A 19,196-nucleotide genomic window follows, 5' to 3' on the forward strand; every position below is an offset into this window, starting at 1 on the left:
TCTCCCTTTGCCACCTCTCGGGGCGGCCTTAAAGGATGTGCGTGATCGGGAACTGGGGCGCGACTTTAGGTCACGCGTCTCCCCTACGCAACCCGATTTCCGGCACGATCGAGATCGTGCTCGACCGGCTTCGGAGCGACACTCCGTGCCTTCGCCGGAGCCAGCGTGATCAGCGCGACTGCCCCCACGATCAGCGCACCCGACAGGATCACGCGTGCCGTGATGGCCTCACCTCCGAACGCCCAGCCGAGCAGCACGGCGACGATCGGGTTCACGAACGCGTAGGTCGAAACCCGCGCAGGCGTCGTCGCGCTCAGCAGCCACGCATAGGCGGTGAATCCCACGATCGATCCGAACACGATCAGGTAGAGCATCGCGCTCACGGCGCGCGGAGTGATCGTCGCCGCGGCGAGCCGCGGCAGCTCCCCGGTCGCGACGATCGGCACCGTGAAGAGCGCGCCGGCGCACAGCATCTGCATCGCGGCACCCATCAGTTTGGAGGCCGGCATCTCGAGCTTCGGCGCCTGCAACGAGCCATACGCCCACGCCAGCGAGCCGATGGTGAGCACGATGGCCGGAACGACCGGCATTGCGCCGCTCGCGCGCGTTGCCGCCGGGCCGACCAGCATCACGATGCCTGCAAATCCGACTGCGAGCCCCGCGATCACGGCGGGTGCGGGCGTCTTGTGCTCGAGCACGAACGGCAGGATCGCCATCCACAGCGGCACCGTGCAGACGATCAGCGAGACGAGCCCCGAGGGCGCGTGCTGAGAGGACCAGGTCACGCCTGCGTTTCCCATGAACAGCATGAGTCCGCCGAGGATCAGAGAGGAGCGCCACTGAGCGGCGGTCGGCAGTGCTGCGCCGCGCCACCTCAGGATCGCGAACAGCGCGCCACCCGCGATCAGGAATCGAATCCCGCCGAGCGAAAAGGGCGGGAACGATTCGAGCGCCCAGTGGATGCCGAGGTAGGTCGAGCCCCAGATCACGTACACACAGGCAAACGCGATCAGGATGCGGGCACGGAGACTGCGCGGCATGTTCATCGCCGCGCTCCGGACTTCTTGCCGTTGGTCGTCACTGCCTCGCCCGCGGCAAGCGGCAGCGTCATCGATTCCTTGAACGTGCCCAGCACGATCGTGGACTGCGTCGAACGCACGGTCGCGATCGAGCCAACGCGATCGCGCAACAGCCGGCCGAACTCCTCGGTGTTCTCGCACCGCACCTTGAGCAGGTAGCAGTCCTGCCCCGCCACATGGTGCACCTCGAGCACGTCGGGAATCTCGACCAGCGACTTGGCGGTGTCGTGCTCGCCGGTGCGCTCGTCGGTTCGCACCAGCACGAACGCGAGCAGCGAACGCCCGACTTGGACCGGCGCAACCTGCGCGTGGTAGCCGGTGATCACGCCACGTTCTTCGAGCCGGCGGATGCGTTCGAGCACTGCCGAGGGCGCCATTCCGACCTGCCTCGCGATCTCGGCGTTCGCGATGCGGCCATCCTTCTGAAGCGCGGAAATGATCTTGAGATCGATCTCGTCCATCGCCTTGTCCTCCCGTGAGGCGCAACGTGACACATTCTGCAGATGCGCTACAACGGAGAACGATCGTTTGTGAAATGAAGAACTATCTGAACAATCGTCTGTCGGTGCCCTCATTACAGGACGGATCCCCGTGCGACACGGTGGGTTTCGCGTTCGGCGGGGTGCGCGAGCCCGCGCGGCGGATCAGCGCAGGCGGAAGTCGCGCACCACGTGGTCGACGCCGGCGCGATCGCGCGTGACCGGGCGGACGGTTGCAAACGTGGATTCGCCGCCTCGTCGCTCGGAGAACTGCAGCTCTTCGGCGCGGCCCGCGACAACGAAGTGGATGTGCGCCGGGATTCCGCCGGTCGGATACGCCCCAGGCCGGATCGTTCGCACCTCGTAGCGTCCCAGCGAGTCGGTTCGCACCCACCCGTGCAGTCGCGCGATCGGCGCCGCCTGCGAGGTCTCGCCGTAGTAGCCACGAACATCCGTGTGGTAGACGCTCATCACGAGGCGCCCTTCCTGCACGGGTACCAGCACCGGCCGCTGCACTGCGGCCGAGACCCACGACGCTGCCAACACCATCAGCAGCAACGCAGCCCCGCTCGACGTGAATACCTTCGCGAAACGCATCGCCCTTCGACTCCTTCGCTTCGGCGTTACAGCAGCGTGCCCCGCAGCAGCAGGCTCGCGATCGAGAAGTAGATCACGATGCCGGTCACGTCGACGAGCGTCGCCACGAACGGGGCCGAGGCGCTCGCGGGATCGAGCCCGGCGCGGCGCAACAGCAGCGGCAGCATGGAGCCCATCAGGGTTCCGAACATCACCACGCCGATCACACTCGAACCAATCGTCAGCGCGATCAGGTGCGTGTGCGGGCCGTAGCTGTGGAACAGCGACTCCCAGATGTGGACGCGCACGAAGCCGATGAGGCCCAGGAACACGCCCATCACGAGCCCCTGCATGAGTTCGCGACGAACCACGTGCCACCAGTCGCCGAGCTTCACTTCGCCGAGCGCCATGGCGCGAATGACCAGCGTGGAGGCCTGCGAACCGGCGTTGCCGCCGCTCGAGATGATGAGCGGGATGAACACCGACAACACCACTGCTTTCGCAATCTCGTGCTCGAAGCGGCCCATCGCGCTGGCGGTGAACATCTCGCCAACGAACAGCACCGCGAGCCACCCCACGCGCTTCTTGATCATGTCGGCGAACGGGGTGTCGAGGTACGGCGCATCGAGGGCCGCGGTACCACCGATCTTCTGGATGTCCTCGGTGGCCTCTTCCCGGATGACGTCGACGATGTCGTCGACCGTCACGATGCCCTTCATGCGGCCATCGGCATCCACGACCGGGATCGCCTGGAGGTCATGCTCCGCGAACAATCGCGACAGCTCTTCCTGGTCCATGTCCTCGCGCGCGGTGACGAGATCGGTGCTCATGATGTCGCGCACCGTCCTGGTGCTCGGTGCCGAGAACAGATCGCGGAACGACACCGCACCCGCCAGCTTGAGCTCCGCGTCGATCACGTAGACGTAGTAGACGTTCTCGAGCACCTCGCGCGCCTGCTTGCGCAGGTAGCTGAGCGCCTCGTCGACGGTGACGTCGGCGCGCACTCGAGCGTAGCGCGGATTCATGAGCCCGCCGGCGTCGTCCTCGGCGTAGGCCAGCAGTGCCGCCACTTCGTGCCGCGTCGGCCCATCGAGCAGCGACAGCAGCGTCTCTCGATGGCTGTCGTCCACCTCCTGTATGACGTCGGCGGCGTCGTCCGGCGGCAGCAGGCGCATCCAGGAACGTCGCTGCGTCGACGCCATCGCCAGCAGCAGATCCGCCTGCTCGCGAGCGGGCAGCTCGAAGAACAGCTCCTCGGCGTCTTCGCGCTGCAGTTCCATGAACGCTTCGAAGCGCTCGTCGGGCGTCAGCAGGCGCCACGACTCGCGCAGGTCGGAACCGGCGAGATCGGCGGCGTGCTCGGTTTCGCTGCGCAGGGTCATGCGGGGCTCCGACTTGAGAACGCGCTCGGACTCGCGAACGCGGGCGCAGGCATTCGGCGCGCCCAACTTAGCCGCTACGCGGAGCGGACGTCCAGCGTTTCGGACTCGGCGCTGCTCAGGCGGCTTCCGACATCTCCACCGGGCGCTTGAGCGGCACGTCGATCACGAACAGGCTGCCGCCTTCGGCCCCCTTCTGAGCTCGAATCGTTCCGCCATGGGCCTGCACGATCGCGCTCGCGATCGGCAGTCCGAGGCCGAGGCCGCGCGCATTGAACTCGAGCCCTCGCGCCGAGTGATAGGTCAGCGAATCGGCGGCGCTGAATCCGTTCGCGAGCGCCGAGCCGATTCCCTCGACGTCGATGCCGATGCCGCTATCGCGCACCTCCACGTGCAGTCGTTCGCCGTGGCGGGTCACTCGCACGTCGACGCGCCCTCCGTCGGGAGTGAAGCGGATTCCATTGGCAACCAGCTGAAAGATCGCGTGCGCGAGGCTCTGCGAGTCGGCTTCGATGGTCAGATCGCCGGCTTCGCACACGAACTCGACCCGAACCGAACGGCCCGATCCGGCCGCGCGTCCGGCGTTGACGGCCTCTCTCACCAGCGACTGGACGTCCTGCGGCTGGAAGTCCAACTCGAGGCGTTCACCCGTCACACGCGCGAAGCGTGCCGAGTCCTCCGCCAGTCGCGTGAGCCGATCCAGATGCGAACGCATCTTCTGAAGCGCGCCCGCCTGGGCTGGATTGATCGCACCCAGTTCGCCATTGGCTAGCACGTCGTGATAGCCGATCAGCACGCTGATCGGAGTGCGCAGCTCGTGCGACGCCACGGCGAGGAAGCGGCTCTTGAGCCGCTCGGCCTGCTCGAGTCCGCCAAAGTACGCGCGCGCCTGACGTCGCATGTCGGCGAAGCGATTCGCCAGATATCCGAGCTCGTCGTTGTTCTTCACCTTGAGCGGATAATCGTAGTTCCCCTTCTCCATTTCGCGCGCGCCCTGCACCAGGCTCTGGATCGGGCGCAGGATCTGCTCGCTGAACAGCAACCCGGTAATGCCTGCCGCCAGCAACGCGATCGCGGCCAGCACCAGCAGGTGCCGTCGCATGCGGCCCGCAAATTCGGTTTCGGGATCGAAGCTCCGCTGCATGGCGTACCACTGCGCAGCGCCCGGATCGGAGCCCGGCAGGCGACGCACCAGCGTCAGGAACTCCTGCCCGCCCGCCTTCACGCGCTCGACCGGGCGAAGATTCGGGTCGACCGCCGGGTCCGCCGAGAGTCTCGCCAGTTCCGCCAGCAGTGCGGCGCGCTCCTTAGGTCCTTCGAGCGTTGTCCCGGTGATCTCGGCGCCCGAAACGAACGTGACCTCGGACTTCATCATGGTGCGCAACTCGTGCGCGAGCGCCGGGCCGATCTCGCGACCCATGAGCAAAGCACCCACGATGCGACCGTCGGCGAAGACCGGCGTAAGCGCGACCTGAAAGTGGAGCTTTCGCTCGACCAGGATGCCCTCGACCGGCTGACCCTTGAGCACGGCGCGCACGAACCCCGCCCGCGCATCGCGCGACGAACTCGCAGCGCCCACCGAGGCCAGTACGCGACCGCGGCGGTCGAGCACCTCGAAGACGTCGGTCTGGGCGATCTGATTGAAGTCCTTCGCCATGCCCCGCATGGTGGCGACGAAGCGGCTGTCCGACTGCGAGGGTCCGAGCATCAGCAGTGAGAAGAAGCGCGGATCGCGCGCGATCACACGCGCGCCGCCCGCCAGTTCCCGCGAGCGCGTCTGCAACACACTCTCGAACACCGAGACCGCGTGCTCGAGACTCTCGTGAATGCTCGACGAATCGACGTGCGCGGAGACGTTGCGATTGACGGTGAGCAGCGTCGCCGCGGCCAGCACCGCGGGCGTCAGCAGCACCAGCACGAGGATCTTCCAGCGCAGGCTGATGTGGGGGATCACGGCTTCAGTTCCACGCTCAGGTCGCCGCGCGCCGGCATCTCGACCGTGCGGCTGAACTCGCCGACTCGCGGGTGAAAGACGCGCAGCGTGTACTTGCCGGGCGGCAACACGGGAAGTCGCCAGGTCCCGAGCGACTCCGGCCGCGTGTAGGCGTGATTCGGCGTCACCACCAGATAACCTTGCTCCTCGGGATGGATGTCGCAGTGCAGATTGACGACACCCGCGCGCTCGAACGCGACGGTGTCACGCGCTCCGGGTGCGTTCTTGCCGAGGTCGAACCGGCGTGAGGAGGAGACGCTGAATACGTTGTGATAGATCTTGTCGAGGTTGTAGAAGGCGACGCTGCTACCGGCCGCGATCGACGCGACGCGGGGGCTGAATCGAGTCCGTTGCACCACGTTCAGCACCTCGACCGGGCGGCGGCTGCGAAAAAACAGGAAGCGGCGGCGACCGATGAGCTTGCGTTCGACTTCGGGCGGGATCTTCTCGACATAGATGACCGCGTCGGTCAGATCCCGCGGGAGCTTCGAGGCGCCGCCCGTCAGCCGCCCGGACACCGCCTTGAGCTGAAGCGTGCCCATCAGCACTCCGGCGCTCGCCGACGGCACGGGCCCGGCGAACTGAAGCAGCGATGCGATCAGTGCGACGACCAGCGTCCACATTCGACGCATCGACCCACCCTCCCTGGAGGACGCGAGACCGTCGGAGCTGGCAGAACAGACCCTGCGTCTCGACGGCGGAGTTCCTGGGGGATTATCGGCCGGTGGCGGGCCGAGGTTCACCGGGGCGTGGCGCCCCGCAACGACACGTCAGTCGTTGATTTCCTTGATCACGACCGAATCGATGCCGTCGATCTCGAGGAGCTTGACCCCGATGACTTCTTTCTTCGAAGTCGGGACATTCTTTCCCACGAAATCGGCCCGGATCGGCAGCTCGCGGTGGCCACGATCCACCACGACGGCGAGCTGAATCGCCCGCGGCCGGCCGTGATCGATCAGTGCATCCATGGCGGCACGCACCGTGCGACCGGTGTAGAGCACGTCGTCCACCAGCACGAGGATCTTGTCCTTGATGTCGACCGGGATCTCGGTCGTGCCCACCACGGGCTGGTGCGCGACCAGCGACAGGTCATCGCGGTAGAGCGTGATGTCGAGCGTGCCCTCGACCGGCGCCTTGCCCTCGAATTCGGCGATCTTGGCGGCGATCCGACTCGCCAGCGGCACGCCCCGCCGGCGGATGCCCACCAGCACGACTTCCTCGATGCCCTTATTGCGTTCGACGATCTCGTGCGCGATGCGGGTCACGATGCGCCGGATGCCCTCGGCGTCGATGATCTCGGCCTTTTCCTTGAGCGCCATGGGATCTCCGGGAGCGGCGTGCCGGTGGGGTGAGTGGCGACGAACCTTAGCCGTCCGCCGTGCGGTCCGGCAAGGCGACGGTTCGAAGGCTTGCGGGGTCCGGCCCGAGCGCTCCAGCGCAAAACGCCGCTCGCGAGGGCGAGCGGCGTTTCGCAAACCGGGGGTTGGGCGAGCGTCGGCTAGTAGCTGTCGAAGCGCAGCCGGCGGGCCGTACCGTCACGCATCGCGCGGTCGGCCAGTGCTCGCATCTCGCGTCCGACGCGCTTGGAGATCTCGGCCTGGCGCGCACCCAGCTCGGCCTGAACCGCGCCGAGCTGCGACTGAACCGCGCCGAGTTCGCTCTGCTGGCTCGAGAGCGCCTCCATCTCGTTCTGGATCGCCTCGCGCTCGACTTCGAGCCGATCCAGCGATCGCTCGATGTCGCGGCGTTCGGAGCTCGAGAGTCGCTCCGACTGGAGCGCCAGCTGCAGCTTCACTTCGCGACCCGCCAGCGTGCCCATGCGTGCGCCGAGCCTGCCCTGACGAGCGCCGAGACGACCCTGCGCGCCGCCGAAGCTGCCCTGCCGGGCACCCAGCCGCCCCTGCGAGCGACCGAGCAGCTCCTGCGGGCCGACGATGTCGCGGGCGTCGTCGAGCGTTTCCGGGTCGCGCACGATGTAGTGAGCGCCGCTCTTGCGGAACCACATGAACGGACCCTTCTCCTCACGCTGCAGCCGGCCCAGCATGCGAGTGTCATCGGAGTTCGACATCCACACGGTGGAGCCCTTGCCGGGTTCGATCAACGCCATGCTGAAGTCGTCATTCCGGAAGCTGTAGCTGCTGGACTTCTCGGACTTGCCGCCCGCCGCGGTCGCATCCTCGGGGCCGTCACAGTTCGCGACCTGGGCATCCCAGGAGGTCGCGGTGCTCATCACGAGCACGCGACGGTCGGCGCGAGCGTTCAATGGCGCCCAGTCGCTGAGCTGATCGGACACTCGGGCCAGCCGTTCGTGAGCCAGCCTGGCGCCGTTCGACACCGCCCGCATCCCGATCACCGCGAGGCTGCGTCCGACCGGGGTGACCACGGCGTTGAAGCTCGGCTCGAGCATCAGGCCCGTGACCAGGCACGAGGCGAGCAGCAGGGAAAGCGCGATGGCGCCGCGATTCGAAGAGTGGCTGGGGTGGTTCATGGCGGTCCTCCGAATTGACTGGGGCCCGAATCCGGCCCTCGGGGTGGATTTGCAGGCTTGGACTGTCGAACCCGGGAAAGGGTTGCTTTGGGCCGCGCAGATTCCGGCCGGCTGGCTAGTGCTCCCCGGCACCCGCCCGAAGCTCTGCCGCCTCTCGCGTCACTCCGCAGGCGTCGAACAGGGCCATCGCCCGCTCCCGCTCGGCCGCCGCCTCGGCGCTTCGGCCGGCGGCCTCGAGTGCTCTCGACCGTGCCCCCCGCACCCGCGCCGCCTCGATCCGGATCCCATGCGGCTCAAACGCCGCCAGCGCCTGGTCGTACGCCGAGATCGCCTGGTCGAACTGCGCGCGAGTGGCCGCAAGCAGGCCGAACGCCAGGTGCGAGAGCCCGAGCCCAAAGATCAGCCCGAGACGGTTGCTCAGTTCGAGGGCGACGTTCGCGTGCTGTTCGGCCATGTCGAACCGGCCGCACAGGGTCGCCGCCATCGAGGCGGTCGCCTGGCATTGATCCATCGAGACCAGATTCTCGGTCCCTCTGCGGACCTCGATCGACTCGATCGCCGCCGCATACGCGGCCTCCCCGTTGCCCTTGCGCAGCTCGAGCTGCGCGCGCGCCAGCGCGACGACCGCCAGCGTCAGGCCGTGACCGAGCTGCCGAGCACGCTCCGCGCCATCGCGCAGCAAGGCCTCGGCCTCGGGCTCACGATTGCGTTCCCACAGCATCCAGGCGTGGTTGAGCGACAGGATGCAGGTCAACCGGGACTCACCGATCTCCGCCGCCAGCTGGTAGGCGCGCTCCCCGTATCCGATCGCCTCCACGAGGTCGCCGAGCTGCGACAAGGACCACATCACGCACCAGCCACCCCACGCCTCGCGGTCGAGCGAGCCGGTGCGCTCGCCAATCCGCAGGTCCGCGTGCGCGTGCTCGAGCCCTTCGCGAAAGCGCCCGATGCTGTTGAGGTCCTCCGCCATGAACTCGTGGCCCGAGGCTTCGAATCCGGGCAGCCTGGCCTCGCGTCCTGCGTCGACGCACAGCTGCGCCCAGCGCATGCTCTCTTCGAACTCGCACAGGTGCTGATGTGAGCCCGCGAGAAACGGCACGATCGCGAACTTGACCCACGGCGCATTCTCGATCCCGGGCGTCGCGAGCGCTTCGTGCAGCAGCGCGATCGCGCGCCGATGCTCCATGCGGTAGTGGTGAATGCGCGCGATGTTGCCCTTGACGATCGCCAGCTCGAACGGCTGAGTCGCGGGGTCCAGTTCGCGGTTCGCGGCGGCCAGATAGGCTTCGCCCTCCGCGCGCCCCACGCGCACGCATGCTTCGCCCGCGATCGCGTTGATCCGGCCGCGCTCGGTCGCCGTGGTGCAGAGCTTGAGCGCCTCCTCGCAGGTGCGCAGCGTGGTCGGCGTATCGCCGCGCAGCGAATGCGCCATCGCGAGTGCGCGCAGCGCAACCAGGAGGCGCGCCGGATCGTTCAACGCTTCCGCGCACTCGCGCGCGCGCTCTCCGTACTGGGCCGCCTCGTCGAGTGCGAACACGTGCTGGGCGCGCTCGGCCGCCGCCGTCGTCCACTGGTAGGCGCGCTCGAGGTCGCCGCTATGCATGAAGTGAAATGCCAGATCTTCGACGCGCGACGGCTCGCGCGCCTCGATCGCCTCGCCGATGCGCTGGTGCGATCGCCGACGCCGTACCGGATTCTGCTCTTCGTAGAGCACTTCGCGAATCTTGTCGTGCGTGAACGCGAAGGTCTCGTTCTCGCGCGCCACCATGAGCTGCGCGGTGGCCGCTTCGTCGAGGGCGTCGAGCAGCGCGTCCTCGGAGCGCTCCGACGAGGCGGCCAGATCCGCGAACGCGAAGGTCTTGCCGAGCACCGCCGCGACGTGGAGCGTTTCGATGCATTCGCGACTCAACTTGTCGAGGCGCCGGCCAATCGCCGCCTTCACACTCTGCGGGATCGCCAGCTCGTGGACCGCGCGGCGCTGCCACTCACCGCCCTCGCGGTAGATCTCGCCCTGATCGATCAGCGACTTGACCACTTCCTCGATGAAGAACGGATTGCCCTCGGTCTCGCGATGGATGACCTCGCCGAAGTCGGCCGTCACCGACTCCTGCCCCATCAACGTCGCGAGCAGCGCGTCGGTGTCGGCGCGCCCCAGCCGGCCGAGCGCGATGCGCGTCGCGATGCGCTCGCGATTCCACTCGACCAGCGCAGCCGCGAGCGGATGCGCGCGATCCAGCTCGACCTCGCGATAGGCCGCAAGCATCAGCACGCGCGAATCGCCGAGCTGACGCAGCAGGTAGCGCAGCAGTCCGAGCGTGCCGGTATCCGCCCACTGCACGTCGTCGAGCATCACCACCAATCCGCGCGCGGCCGCGAGCGCGCGCAGGAAGCGCGCGAACGCGTCGAACAGGCGCAGTCGCTCCTCGTGCGGAGCCAGCGACGAAATCGGTGGGTAGGGCCCGAGGCGCGCGTTGATCTCGGGCACCAGGCGCGCCAGTTCCTCGGCCGCATCGCCGAGTCCGCTCCGCATCGATTCGGCGCTGCGTCCACGCGCCCACGCCGACAGCGCCTCGACGAACGGCAGATAGGGCGTGGTGGCTTCGAACTCGTAGCAGCCGCCCATCAGCACCGCGGCCCCGTCGACGCGCGCGGCCACGATCAGCTCGCGCGCGAAGCGCGTCTTGCCGACCCCCGGCTCGCCCGACACCAGCGCAAGCTGCGCGCGCCCCGCGAGTGCCGAACGCCACACCTCGCGCAGGCGCTCGAACTCGCTGGCGCGCCCCACCATGCGGCCCCGCACCAGCTGGTCGAGCAGCGTGGTCGCGGGCTCCGCGTTCGCTTCGACCGCGGGCAGCGTGCAGATGCGCTCCAGCTCTTTCGCGGCTTCGGCCGCCGTGGCGAAGCGTTGCTCCGGCGCCTTGGCGAGCAGCCGCAACACGAAGCGTTCGAGCGCCGGCGATAGATCGGGCCGAAACGCGCGCGGCGGCGACGGCGGCGAATGCAGATGCTGCGAGATCACGGCGAGCGCATCGGAGCCGGTGAACGGCAGGCGACCTGCGATCAGCTCGTAGAGCAGCACCCCGAGCGCGTAGAGGTCGGCGCGGCCGTCGATCTCGCCGCCGAGCGCCTGCTCGGGTGACAGGTAGTTCGCGGTGCCGAGGATGGTGCCCTGCGCGGTCTCGGAGCCGCTCGCGCTCGCGCGCGCGACACCGAGATCCGAGAGCTTGATGCGCGGTGTTTCGACAGGCCCGGTCGCCAGCAGGTTCTCGGGCTTCAAGTCGCGATGCACCACGCCGTGGGCGTGCGCGTGGGCGAGTGCGTCGAGCACCTGCTTCGCGACCACCACCGCGCCTTCGGTGGTGCGCGGCGGACGCTCGCGCAGGTTCTCTCCCAGCACCAGCTCCATGACGAGATACGGCTGGACGCCGTCCTCGCCGGCATCGTGTACCGCCACGATGTGCGGATGATTGAGCGACGCCGCGATGCGCGCTTCGCGCAGCAGCCGGGCGCGACCCGCGGTGTCGAACGCGGCCGGCGAGACGACCTTCACCGCGACGTCGCGCGCGAGCTGCGGGTCGTGCGCACGCCACACCTCGCCCATGCCGCCGCGCCCCAGCCACGCGGTCAGGCGATAGCGCCCCGCGATGATGTCTCCGGCCTGCCGCGACGGCAGCGCGTTGATGGGAGTGGTCGGGTCGAACTCGCTCATGGCAAGACACTGTAACCCGACCGGGGCTACACCACGCCCTCGAGCAATGAAGCGAGTCGCTTCATCCCTGCTTCGATCGCCTCGACCGAGACCGCACCCACCGACAGTCGCATCCACCCGTTCTCGCGCCGGAGCGCAAACGCCTGGAACGGGACGACGGCGAGCCCCGCTTCCTCGAGCAGCAGCCTTCGCAGGTCCTCGTTGGTGCGGATCTCGCGGCCCGCGACCGTACGACCGAACAGATCGAGGCGCATCGACAGGTAGAGCGTCCCCTCCGGTTCGACCGATTCGATCGGGAATCCGCGCTTCTGCAGCTGGGATAGCCCGCGGTGAAGTGCGCTGAGCCGCGCGCGAAGCCGCTCGTGCATCTCGGCGCGGAAGGCGGCGCAGGCGGGTGCGTCGTCGAGGAACTGCGCGATCGCGATCTGCTCCGCCTTGGGCGCCCACGCGCCGATGTGACCCAGCAGGTCCGAGAGCCGCGCGGCGACCGCGGGTGCGGCGAGCGCCCAGCCCACGCGCAGTCCGGTCGCGGCGAACGACTTCGAGGCGGCGTCGATCAGCACCGTGTAAGGCATCACCTCAGGCAGCAGCACCGGCGGTGCCGTCGCGCGGCCGTTCTCGAATGCGAGCAACCAGTACACCTGGTCGAACAACAGGAACACCAGCCGTTCGCCACGCGCCGAACGCCGCGCATTCTCGTCCACTACGATTTTCGAGATCGCTCGCAGCACTTCGGGGTCCATCGTGGTGCCGGTCGGATTGAGCGGAGTCGAGAGCGAGATCAGCTGCACGTCGCCGATCACAGACGCGACCTGCTCGGGCGTGGGGTGGAACGCATGCTCGCGCGTGACTTCCAGCGGCAGCGGCCTGGCGCCGGCCAGATACGCATAGTGGTTGTTGTTCCACGACGGCACCGGGAACGCCACTGCGTCACCCCGATCGAGCAGCGCCAGGTAGCTGGCATAGATGAGCGGTCGCGCACCGCCCGCGATCACGACCGATTCGATCGGGTAGTCGAGCCCGAGCTCGCGCTTGAAGAACCGCGCGACCGACTGACGCAGCTCGAGCACTCCGTTGGACGGCGGGTAGTTCGAGTGTCCGGCGGCCAGTGCTCTCGGGATTCCTTCGAGCAGCGCCTTCGGCAGAGGAAACTCGCGCGGATCGAAGTCGCCGACCGTGAGATTGCAGACCGGAGTGCCCGATGCGACCAGCGCGCGCACCTCGGCGGCGATGCGCAACACCTCGGAGCCGATCAGCCCACGCGCGAGCTTCGAGAGCGAAGCGTCGGTGACGTCGCCGGCGGCAGACGCGGTGCGGGCGTCCGGGCTCACGCGCTTCGCTCGCCCTCGACCACGATGCGCGACAGATCCCAGCCGCGCAGGAACAGATCGCGTACCTCGGACAGCAGGCGCAGGCGATTGAGCCGCAGCCCGGCGTCTTCGGCGTTGACCATCACGGCGTCGAAGAAGCCGTGGATCGCGGTCTCGAGGCCGAGCAGCTCCGGCAGGATGAGATCGTACCCGCGCTTTTCCCAGAGTGGAGCGGTCACCTTGCGCGCCCGCTCGAGTGCCGCCAGCAGCTCGCGTTCGGCCGGTTCGGTGAGCCGCGCGGCATCGAGTGACGGCGGCAGCGTCTCGGTCGACTTGGTGAGAATGTTCGCGACCCGCTTGAACAGCACCACGAGCGGCTCGAAGCGCGGATCGGAGCGAAACGCGGCCAGGGTTCGCGCGCGCGTCAGGCAATCGCTCGGATCTACCCAGCCCGGGCGCGGCCGTGGCGCGCCCTCCATGACGATCTGGGCTTCGAGCGCGGCTTCGCGCGTGTCGTAGGCGATACCGCGCTCCTCGAGTGCGGCATCCACGCGACCGCGCCAGAACTCGCCCAGCTTCTTCACGATCTCGGCCTGCGCGAGCTCCGGATCGGCGGCGAACAGCACGCGCGTCATCTCCATGGTGGCGGCGCGCAGGTCGAGGTTCCAGCCGCGCTCGATCAGCAGTCGCAGCGCACCGTTCGCTGCGCGACGCACGCCATACGGGTCTTCGCTCCCGCTTGGAATCTTGCCGGCCACGAAGGCACCCGCGATGTGGTCGAGCTTGTCCGCGAGCGACAGCACCGCGCCGGCTTCGCTGGACGGCAACGCATCACTCGCCCCACGCGGCCGATAGTGCTCCGCAATCGCGACCGCGACCGCTTCGGGTTCGCCCGCCCGGCGCGCGTAGTGCCCGCCCATCACGCCCTCGAGGCTTGCGTACTCCTTGCCGCTGCCGATCATCTCGCCCAGCAGGTCGGTCTTGCACAGCAGTGCCGCGCGCTGAACGGTGGCGGTGGTCGCGGGCGCCAGGCGTGCCGCGAGCCACGTGGCGAGTTCGTCGAGGCGCGCGGCCTTCTCGCGCAACGTGCCGAGGCCTTCCATCCACACCACCGAGTCGAGCGCCGAGACGCGCTCGGCGGGCGCGTGCTTCAAGTCGGTGTCCCAGTAGAAACGCGCGTCCTCGAGCCGCGCGACGAGCACGTCCTGATTGCCCTTGCGCACGAACTCGAGCCCGCGCTCGTCACCGTTTCGCACCGCCAGGAACAGTGGCATCAGCGCACCGTTCGCGTCTTCGACCGAGAAGAAGCGCTGGTGCTCGCGCAGTGCGGTGATGATCACCTCGCGCGGCAGATCGAGATAGCGTGCGTCGAAGTGGCCGGCGAATACGGTCGCGCGCTCGACCTGGAAGTTGTTGATCTCGATCAGCTCGGGATCGACGACCACACGGCCGCGTTCGGCGCTCGCCACCGAATCGATCGCGGCGCCGAGACGAGCGGATCGCGCCGCGTGATCGACGATCACGTGCACGGATTCCAGCGACTTCGAATACGCATTCGCATCGATCACCTCGAGTGCCGCGGGCGCCAGAAATCGATGCCCGTAGGTGATGCGACCGGCGACGAGTTGGAACGCCTGCACCGGCACAACGTCCGCGCCGAGCAGGCACAACAGCCAGCGCACCGGACGCGCGAAACGTGTGTCGTCGTCGAGCCACCGCATGCTCTTCGGGAACTGGATGCGGGTGGCAAGCGTCGCGAGTGCCGCCGGCAGGACTTCGATCGCGTGCTGACCGATGCGATGCACGGTCACTGCGACGTATTCGCCCTTCGGAGTCTCCACGCGACGCACCTGCGACACGTCGACGCCGCGACCGGTGCAGAATCCGAGCAGCGCCTTGGTCGGCTTGCCCTCGGCATCGAAAGCGGCTTTGACCGCGGGGCCCATCAGCTCTTCGTCGAGGTCCGGCTGGCGATCCGCGATCGCTCGCACCGAGAGCACCAGTCGGCGGGGCGTGCCCCAGGTCTCGATCGCGCCGTGCGTGAGTCGCAGTTCGCGAAGCATGGCGTGCGCCGCGACCTCGATCTGCTCGAGAGCCGGCGGCACGTAGCCGGCCGGGATTTCCTCGACGCCGATCTCGAACAACAGGTCGCGAATCACGCGCCACCCCCCGTCGAGTCGGCCGCGGCGCCGCTCTTCGGCGCATCCGCCTTCGCGCCCTTCCTGCCGCCCTTCGCGCGCTCCTGCTGCTCGCGATAGACCGTCAGCCAGCGCTCGCGCTCGGACGCGTCGACAATCAGCGGATAGCCGAGCTCGGCACGCAGATGGTGGTACGCGAGGGCCGCGAGGCGCGCGATCTTCCGCACGCGCCCGATGTAGCCGACGCGTTCGCTCACCGAGATCGCGCCGCGCGCATCGAGCAGATTGAAGAGATGCGAGCACTTGATCACCGCGTCGTAGCCGGGCGCCACCAGCTTGAGGTCCAGCAGTCGCGTGGCTTCGCGCTCCCAGATCTTGAACATCGCGAACAGGTCATCGACCGGCGCCTGATCGAAGTTGTAGTGCGACCACTCCCATTCGTTGCGCACCCACAGGTCGCCCCACGTCACCGCCGGAGCGATCACCGCTCCGCCGGCATCGCGGCGCTCCGGCGCCCACGCCAGATCCTGAACGCGGTCCTTCTGCTGCAGCATCATGCCGATGCGATCGAGTCCGTAGGTCAGCTCAGCCGAGATGAGCGGCAACTCGAGTCCACCGCACTGCTGGAAGTAGGTGAACTGAGAGATCTCGGTGCCGTCCATCAGCACCTGCCAGCCCAGCCCCGCAGCACCCAGCGTCGGCGACTCCCAGTCGTCCTCGACCAGTCGCAGGTCGTGCTCGCGCGGCTCGAAGCCGATCGCTCGCAGCGACTCGAAATAGAGCTCGACCACGTCGCCGGGCGAGGGCTTGAGCAGCACCTGGTACTGGAAGAACTGCTGGAAACGGTTGGGGTTCTCACCGTAGCGGCCGTCTTTGGGGCGTCGCGAGGGCTCGACGAATGCCACCCGCCACGGCTCGGGCCCGAGCGAGCGAAGGAACGTGGCCGGGTTGAACGTGCCGGCGCCGACCTCGGACGGATACGGATGCTGGATCACGCAGCCGCGCTCGGCCCAGAACGTCTCGAGCGCGAGCATCATGGCCTGCAGGCTTCGTTTGGGGTCGAGCAAGGACATCGGGAGCGGCTCTCGGGGTCGATCGGACGGTTCCGGGTTCTCGAAGCCGCGCATGCTATCATGGACGAAAAAGCTCTTGCCTTCCGCCGCGCGCCGCGTTTTACTTAACCACATGGTTAACTATCAGCCGGCTTCACTCGACGCCGCGTTCGCCGCCCTCGCCGACCCCACCCGTCGCGCGATCCTCGAACGTCTGGCCCGTTCCGCCGCGACCGTGAGCGAACTCGCGGATCCGTTCGACATGTCGCTCCCCGCGGTCTCCAAGCACCTGCGGGTGCTTGAGAACGCGGGTCTGCTCGCCCGCCGCATCGAGGGGCGCACGCATCGCATCGTGCTCTCGACGGCGCCACTCGATGAAGTCACGCGATGGCTCGAGCAGCATCGCCGCTTCTGGGAATCCCGCCTCGACGCTCTCGAGAAGTTCCTCGCGGAGACGCGTCCGAAACAGGAGAAATCATGGCCACTCAACCCACCACCATCACCCTCCGAATCGAGCGCACGCTCGCGGCGGCACCCGAGCGGGTCTTCGACGCGTGGACGCAAACCGAAGCGCTCGCGCGCTGGTTCGCGCCGGCGAAAGAATTCACCACCGTCGTGACACAGCTGGATGCGCGGCCGGGGGGGCACTTTCGCTGGGAGATGCACTCGCCGGACGGCAAGGTCTTCGCTCCGACCGGCGTGTTCCAGGAAGTCACCCGCCCCACCAGGCTCGTGATGACCTGGCACTGGGAGCATCAGCCCGCCGATCTCGTGACGCTGCTCACGATCGAGCTGTTCCCGGATCGTGCGGGCACCCGGCTGGTGCTGACGCACGAGCGCTTCAACACCGAGGCGGAGCGCGAGGAGCACAACAAGGGCTGGACCGGATGCCTCGCCCAGCTCGAAGCCGCGATGGCGATTCGCTAGTTCACACCACACACCGGCGCTTCCCGCGCCTGACTCACTCGAAGGGAGCACGACATGTCGATGTCCGATGCGCTGTATTCGGAACTTGAACAGGAAGCCGCGACCACCCGCCGCATGCTCGAACGCGTGCCGGGCGACCAGCTCGGCTGGCGGCCGCATCCCCGGTCACGCACGCTGGGCCAGCTCGCAATGCATGTCGCGGGCGTTCCCGGAGCGCTCGCCGAGCTTTCGCATCTCGACACCTTTCAGTTCGAAAACGGTCCGCCCGAGGTGGATCCCGGAAACGTGAAGGAGATCCTCGATGCCTTCGACACCAGCATGGCGCGCGCGAAGGAACACCTGGGCCGCATGGACGATCGCAAGATCATGGAAACCTGGACGGGTACGCTGGGCGGCAAGCCCGTCTTCGCGGTGCCGCGCATCGGACTGTTGCGCGCGATCATGCTGAATCACACCTACCACCATCGCGGACAGCTGTCCGTCTATCTGCGCGAACTGAACGTGCCGGTGCCGTCGATCTATGGTCCGTCGGCCGACGAGAATCCGTTCGCCATGGCCACCGAGGCGATGAGGGCCTGACCGTCGCTCGCCCCGCATGCGGCTCGGCCGATCGGTCGAGCCGCTTCGCTACTGCTCTTCCCCGCTTCGCAGCGACTTCAGCATTTCCAGCGAACGCAGTCCCTGAAAGCGCTGGAAGTGATGACGGTAGAACGCCTCGACTGCCTTCAGAAGTTCGCCCGCTCGCTGTACCTCGGCGAACTGGCCGGCCTCCTCGACGGGCCGCGTGAGCAGCAGCGACAGCCCGGCCAGTGCATCGGCCGACAGCAGGATCGAGCCGGCCTCGAGTGCCGCGCAGCGGTCGCACAACATGCCTCCTCGCACCGGCGAGAACACGCGGCGCGGCGAGATCGGCTGGCCGCACGAGGCGCAGCGGTCCAACCGCGGGCGATAGCCGAGCAGGCTCGCGACCTGGAGCTGATAGGCGAGCGTCACCGCCGCCAGCGCGCCGATCGGTGCACGCTCGAGCTGGCCGAGTGTCGCGCGCAGCAGGTCGTAGAGTTCGGCGTGCGGCTCCTCTCCCCACACCAGCCGATCGATCAGTTCGAGCGCGGCTTCGGCATGCGCGAGCCGTTCGAGACTTCCGATCGAACTTCCCATCGCTTCGATGGTTTCGGCCTGCGAGACGAGCTGCAGGTCGCGATCCGGCTTGTAATAGAGGACGAAGCGCGAGAACGACAGAGGCTCAAGCGCGAATCCGAACCGACTCGGCGCCTTGCGAGCACCCTTGGCGACCAGCTTGATGAGGCCCAGGTCGCGGGTGTAGACGACCACGATGCGGCTCGTGTCGCCGAGCGCGAAGGCGCGAATCACAACGCCCTCGGTCCGCGTGAGCGCCATGCCTCTACTCGAGTCGGTCGGAGTGGGCCGCCGGCGGCTGAACGATGCCGCCCGAGACGATCACCTTGAGTCCGTCCTCGATCGTCCAGTTCACATAGACGAGCGACGGCCGCGGCACGTAGTGGACGAACCCCGAGGCCGGATTCGGCGTGTGCGGAACGAACACCACTTCGATGTCCTCGCCGAGCTTCTCGCGCACATCGCTGGCGGCGCGGCCGGTCACGAAGCCGACACGCCACATGCCGTCATGAGGCCACGGGATCAGCACGACCTGCTTGAACGCCTGCCCTTCGCGCTTGGTGAGAAACGCCTCGCCGAGCGACTTGGTCGAGCCATAGACGATGCCGACGCCGGGAATGCGCAGCAGCAGCCGATCCCACACCCGGCCGAGCGAGGCGCTGCCGAGTCGTGAGGTGACCCAGCCGACCAGCACCAGCAGCACCAGCGTGGCCAGCAGCCCGATACCTGGAATGCGCTGGTAGTCCATCGCTGCGAAGCGCAGGTAGCGCCCGAGCAGGTTGTCCACCCAGTTGACGAGGCGGAACAAGATCCACAGCGTGATCACGGTCGGCGCCAGCACCAGCAGCCCGGTCAGCAGCTGGTTGCGAATGCGCGCGATCAGGCTCGGCTTGCCATTCGAGTGGTCGACGGAGTCAGGCATCGGGCCG

The 19,196-nt window shown here is 67.8% G+C and carries 16 protein-coding genes; 2 read left to right on the top strand and 14 right to left on the bottom strand.

Features of this window, described 5'->3' with window-relative positions; genetic code table 11:
* Positions 1–83 precede the first annotated feature (83 nt).
* The 12 genes from HOP12_05155 to HOP12_05210 form a co-directional block, all read right to left on the bottom strand.
* Positions 84–1,040: an EamA family transporter gene (locus HOP12_05155; GenBank protein NOT33544.1), complete on the bottom strand. Its 957-nt coding sequence runs from the start codon at positions 1,038–1,040 to the stop codon at positions 84–86.
* Positions 1,041–1,042: 2 nt separating this feature from the next.
* The gene (locus tag HOP12_05160) at positions 1,043–1,540 is read right to left on the bottom strand and encodes an Lrp/AsnC family transcriptional regulator (protein ID NOT33545.1); all 498 of its coding nucleotides are present in this window, start codon (positions 1,538–1,540) and stop codon (positions 1,043–1,045) included.
* Positions 1,541–1,723: 183 nt separating this feature from the next.
* Positions 1,724–2,155 carry a hypothetical protein gene (locus tag HOP12_05165; protein ID NOT33546.1) on the bottom strand — a complete coding sequence of 144 codons (432 nt, stop codon included), beginning with the start codon at positions 2,153–2,155 and terminating at the stop codon, positions 1,724–1,726.
* A gap of 26 nt (positions 2,156–2,181) precedes the next feature.
* On the bottom strand, positions 2,182–3,516 hold the full coding sequence (mgtE, locus tag HOP12_05170) for a magnesium transporter (protein NOT33547.1): 1,335 nt from the start codon (positions 3,514–3,516) through the stop codon (positions 2,182–2,184).
* 115 nt (positions 3,517–3,631) lie between these two features.
* Entirely contained in the window at positions 3,632–5,467 is a 1,836-nt protein-coding gene (locus tag HOP12_05175; GenBank protein NOT33548.1) for a HAMP domain-containing protein, read from the bottom strand.
* Entirely contained in the window at positions 5,464–6,138 is a 675-nt protein-coding gene (locus HOP12_05180) for a hypothetical protein (GenBank protein ID NOT33549.1), read from the bottom strand. Before HOP12_05180 ends, HOP12_05175 begins: the two co-directional genes overlap by 4 nt.
* A 138-nt stretch (positions 6,139–6,276) precedes the next feature.
* The gene (gene pyrR / locus HOP12_05185; protein ID NOT33550.1) at positions 6,277–6,825 is read right to left on the bottom strand and encodes a bifunctional pyr operon transcriptional regulator/uracil phosphoribosyltransferase PyrR; all 549 of its coding nucleotides are present in this window, start codon (positions 6,823–6,825) and stop codon (positions 6,277–6,279) included.
* A gap of 179 nt (positions 6,826–7,004) precedes the next feature.
* The gene (locus tag HOP12_05190; GenBank protein ID NOT33551.1) at positions 7,005–7,994 is read right to left on the bottom strand and encodes a hypothetical protein; all 990 of its coding nucleotides are present in this window, start codon (positions 7,992–7,994) and stop codon (positions 7,005–7,007) included.
* A 115-nt stretch (positions 7,995–8,109) separates the two neighbouring features.
* Entirely contained in the window at positions 8,110–11,703 is a 3,594-nt protein-coding gene (locus HOP12_05195) for an AAA family ATPase (GenBank protein ID NOT33552.1), read from the bottom strand.
* A 26-nt stretch (positions 11,704–11,729) separates the two neighbouring features.
* A complete protein-coding gene (locus HOP12_05200; protein ID NOT33553.1) occupies positions 11,730–13,034 on the bottom strand; it encodes an aminotransferase class I/II-fold pyridoxal phosphate-dependent enzyme in 1,305 nt (434 codons plus the stop codon).
* Positions 13,031–15,172, bottom strand: a complete 2,142-nt coding sequence (locus HOP12_05205; GenBank protein ID NOT33554.1) for a glycine--tRNA ligase subunit beta — start codon at positions 15,170–15,172, stop codon at positions 13,031–13,033. The genes HOP12_05200 and HOP12_05205 overlap by 4 nt, the downstream gene beginning before the upstream one ends.
* Positions 15,169–16,224: a glycine--tRNA ligase subunit alpha gene (locus HOP12_05210; GenBank protein NOT33555.1), complete on the bottom strand. Its 1,056-nt coding sequence runs from the start codon at positions 16,222–16,224 to the stop codon at positions 15,169–15,171. The genes HOP12_05205 and HOP12_05210 overlap by 4 nt, the downstream gene beginning before the upstream one ends.
* A 112-nt stretch (positions 16,225–16,336) precedes the next feature.
* Here HOP12_05210 and HOP12_05215 point away from each other — a divergent pair, with 112 nt between their 5' ends.
* Together HOP12_05215 and HOP12_05220 are read left to right on the top strand one after the other, a co-directional pair.
* Positions 16,337–16,822: a winged helix-turn-helix transcriptional regulator gene (locus tag HOP12_05215; protein NOT33556.1), complete on the top strand. Its 486-nt coding sequence runs from the start codon at positions 16,337–16,339 to the stop codon at positions 16,820–16,822.
* Positions 16,823–17,184: 362 nt separating this feature from the next.
* Positions 17,185–17,709, top strand: coding sequence for a DinB family protein (locus HOP12_05220; GenBank protein ID NOT33557.1), 525 nt, complete (start codon positions 17,185–17,187; stop codon positions 17,707–17,709).
* Between the two features lie 48 nt (positions 17,710–17,757).
* Here HOP12_05220 and recO read toward each other — a convergent pair whose 3' ends face one another.
* Both recO and HOP12_05230 read right to left on the bottom strand, forming a co-directional pair.
* The gene (gene recO / locus HOP12_05225) at positions 17,758–18,528 is read right to left on the bottom strand and encodes a DNA repair protein RecO (GenBank protein ID NOT33558.1); all 771 of its coding nucleotides are present in this window, start codon (positions 18,526–18,528) and stop codon (positions 17,758–17,760) included.
* Between the two features lie 4 nt (positions 18,529–18,532).
* On the bottom strand, positions 18,533–19,189 hold the full coding sequence (locus tag HOP12_05230; protein NOT33559.1) for a DUF502 domain-containing protein: 657 nt from the start codon (positions 19,187–19,189) through the stop codon (positions 18,533–18,535).
* Positions 19,190–19,196: the final 7 nt, after the last annotated feature.

The sequence above is a fragment of the Candidatus Eisenbacteria bacterium genome, from assembly GCA_013140805.1.
Classification (GTDB): Bacteria; Eisenbacteria; RBG-16-71-46; order RBG-16-71-46; family RBG-16-71-46; genus JABFRW01.

What these genes read in the sequence shown, in the direction of transcription:
- HOP12_05155 (NOT33544.1), bottom strand. Translation starts at nt 1,040, where the DNA reads ATGCCGCGCAGTCTCCGTGCCCGCATCCTGATCGCGTTTGCCTGTGTG.
- HOP12_05160 (NOT33545.1), bottom strand. Translation starts at nt 1,540, where the DNA reads ATGGACGAGATCGATCTCAAGATCATTTCCGCGCTTCAGAAGGATGGC.
- HOP12_05165 (NOT33546.1), bottom strand. Translation starts at nt 2,155, where the DNA reads ATGCGTTTCGCGAAGGTATTCACGTCGAGCGGGGCTGCGTTGCTGCTG.
- mgtE (NOT33547.1), bottom strand. Translation starts at nt 3,516, where the DNA reads ATGACCCTGCGCAGCGAAACCGAGCACGCCGCCGATCTCGCCGGTTCC.
- HOP12_05180 (NOT33549.1), bottom strand. Translation starts at nt 6,138, where the DNA reads ATGCGTCGAATGTGGACGCTGGTCGTCGCACTGATCGCATCGCTGCTT.
- pyrR (NOT33550.1), bottom strand. Translation starts at nt 6,825, where the DNA reads ATGGCGCTCAAGGAAAAGGCCGAGATCATCGACGCCGAGGGCATCCGG.
- HOP12_05190 (NOT33551.1), bottom strand. Translation starts at nt 7,994, where the DNA reads ATGAACCACCCCAGCCACTCTTCGAATCGCGGCGCCATCGCGCTTTCC.
- HOP12_05195 (NOT33552.1), bottom strand. Translation starts at nt 11,703, where the DNA reads ATGAGCGAGTTCGACCCGACCACTCCCATCAACGCGCTGCCGTCGCGG.
- HOP12_05210 (NOT33555.1), bottom strand. Translation starts at nt 16,224, where the DNA reads ATGTCCTTGCTCGACCCCAAACGAAGCCTGCAGGCCATGATGCTCGCG.
- HOP12_05215 (NOT33556.1), top strand. Translation starts at nt 16,337, where the DNA reads ATGGTTAACTATCAGCCGGCTTCACTCGACGCCGCGTTCGCCGCCCTC.
- HOP12_05220 (NOT33557.1), top strand. Translation starts at nt 17,185, where the DNA reads ATGTCGATGTCCGATGCGCTGTATTCGGAACTTGAACAGGAAGCCGCG.
- recO (NOT33558.1), bottom strand. Translation starts at nt 18,528, where the DNA reads ATGGCGCTCACGCGGACCGAGGGCGTTGTGATTCGCGCCTTCGCGCTC.
- HOP12_05230 (NOT33559.1), bottom strand. Translation starts at nt 19,189, where the DNA reads ATGCCTGACTCCGTCGACCACTCGAATGGCAAGCCGAGCCTGATCGCG.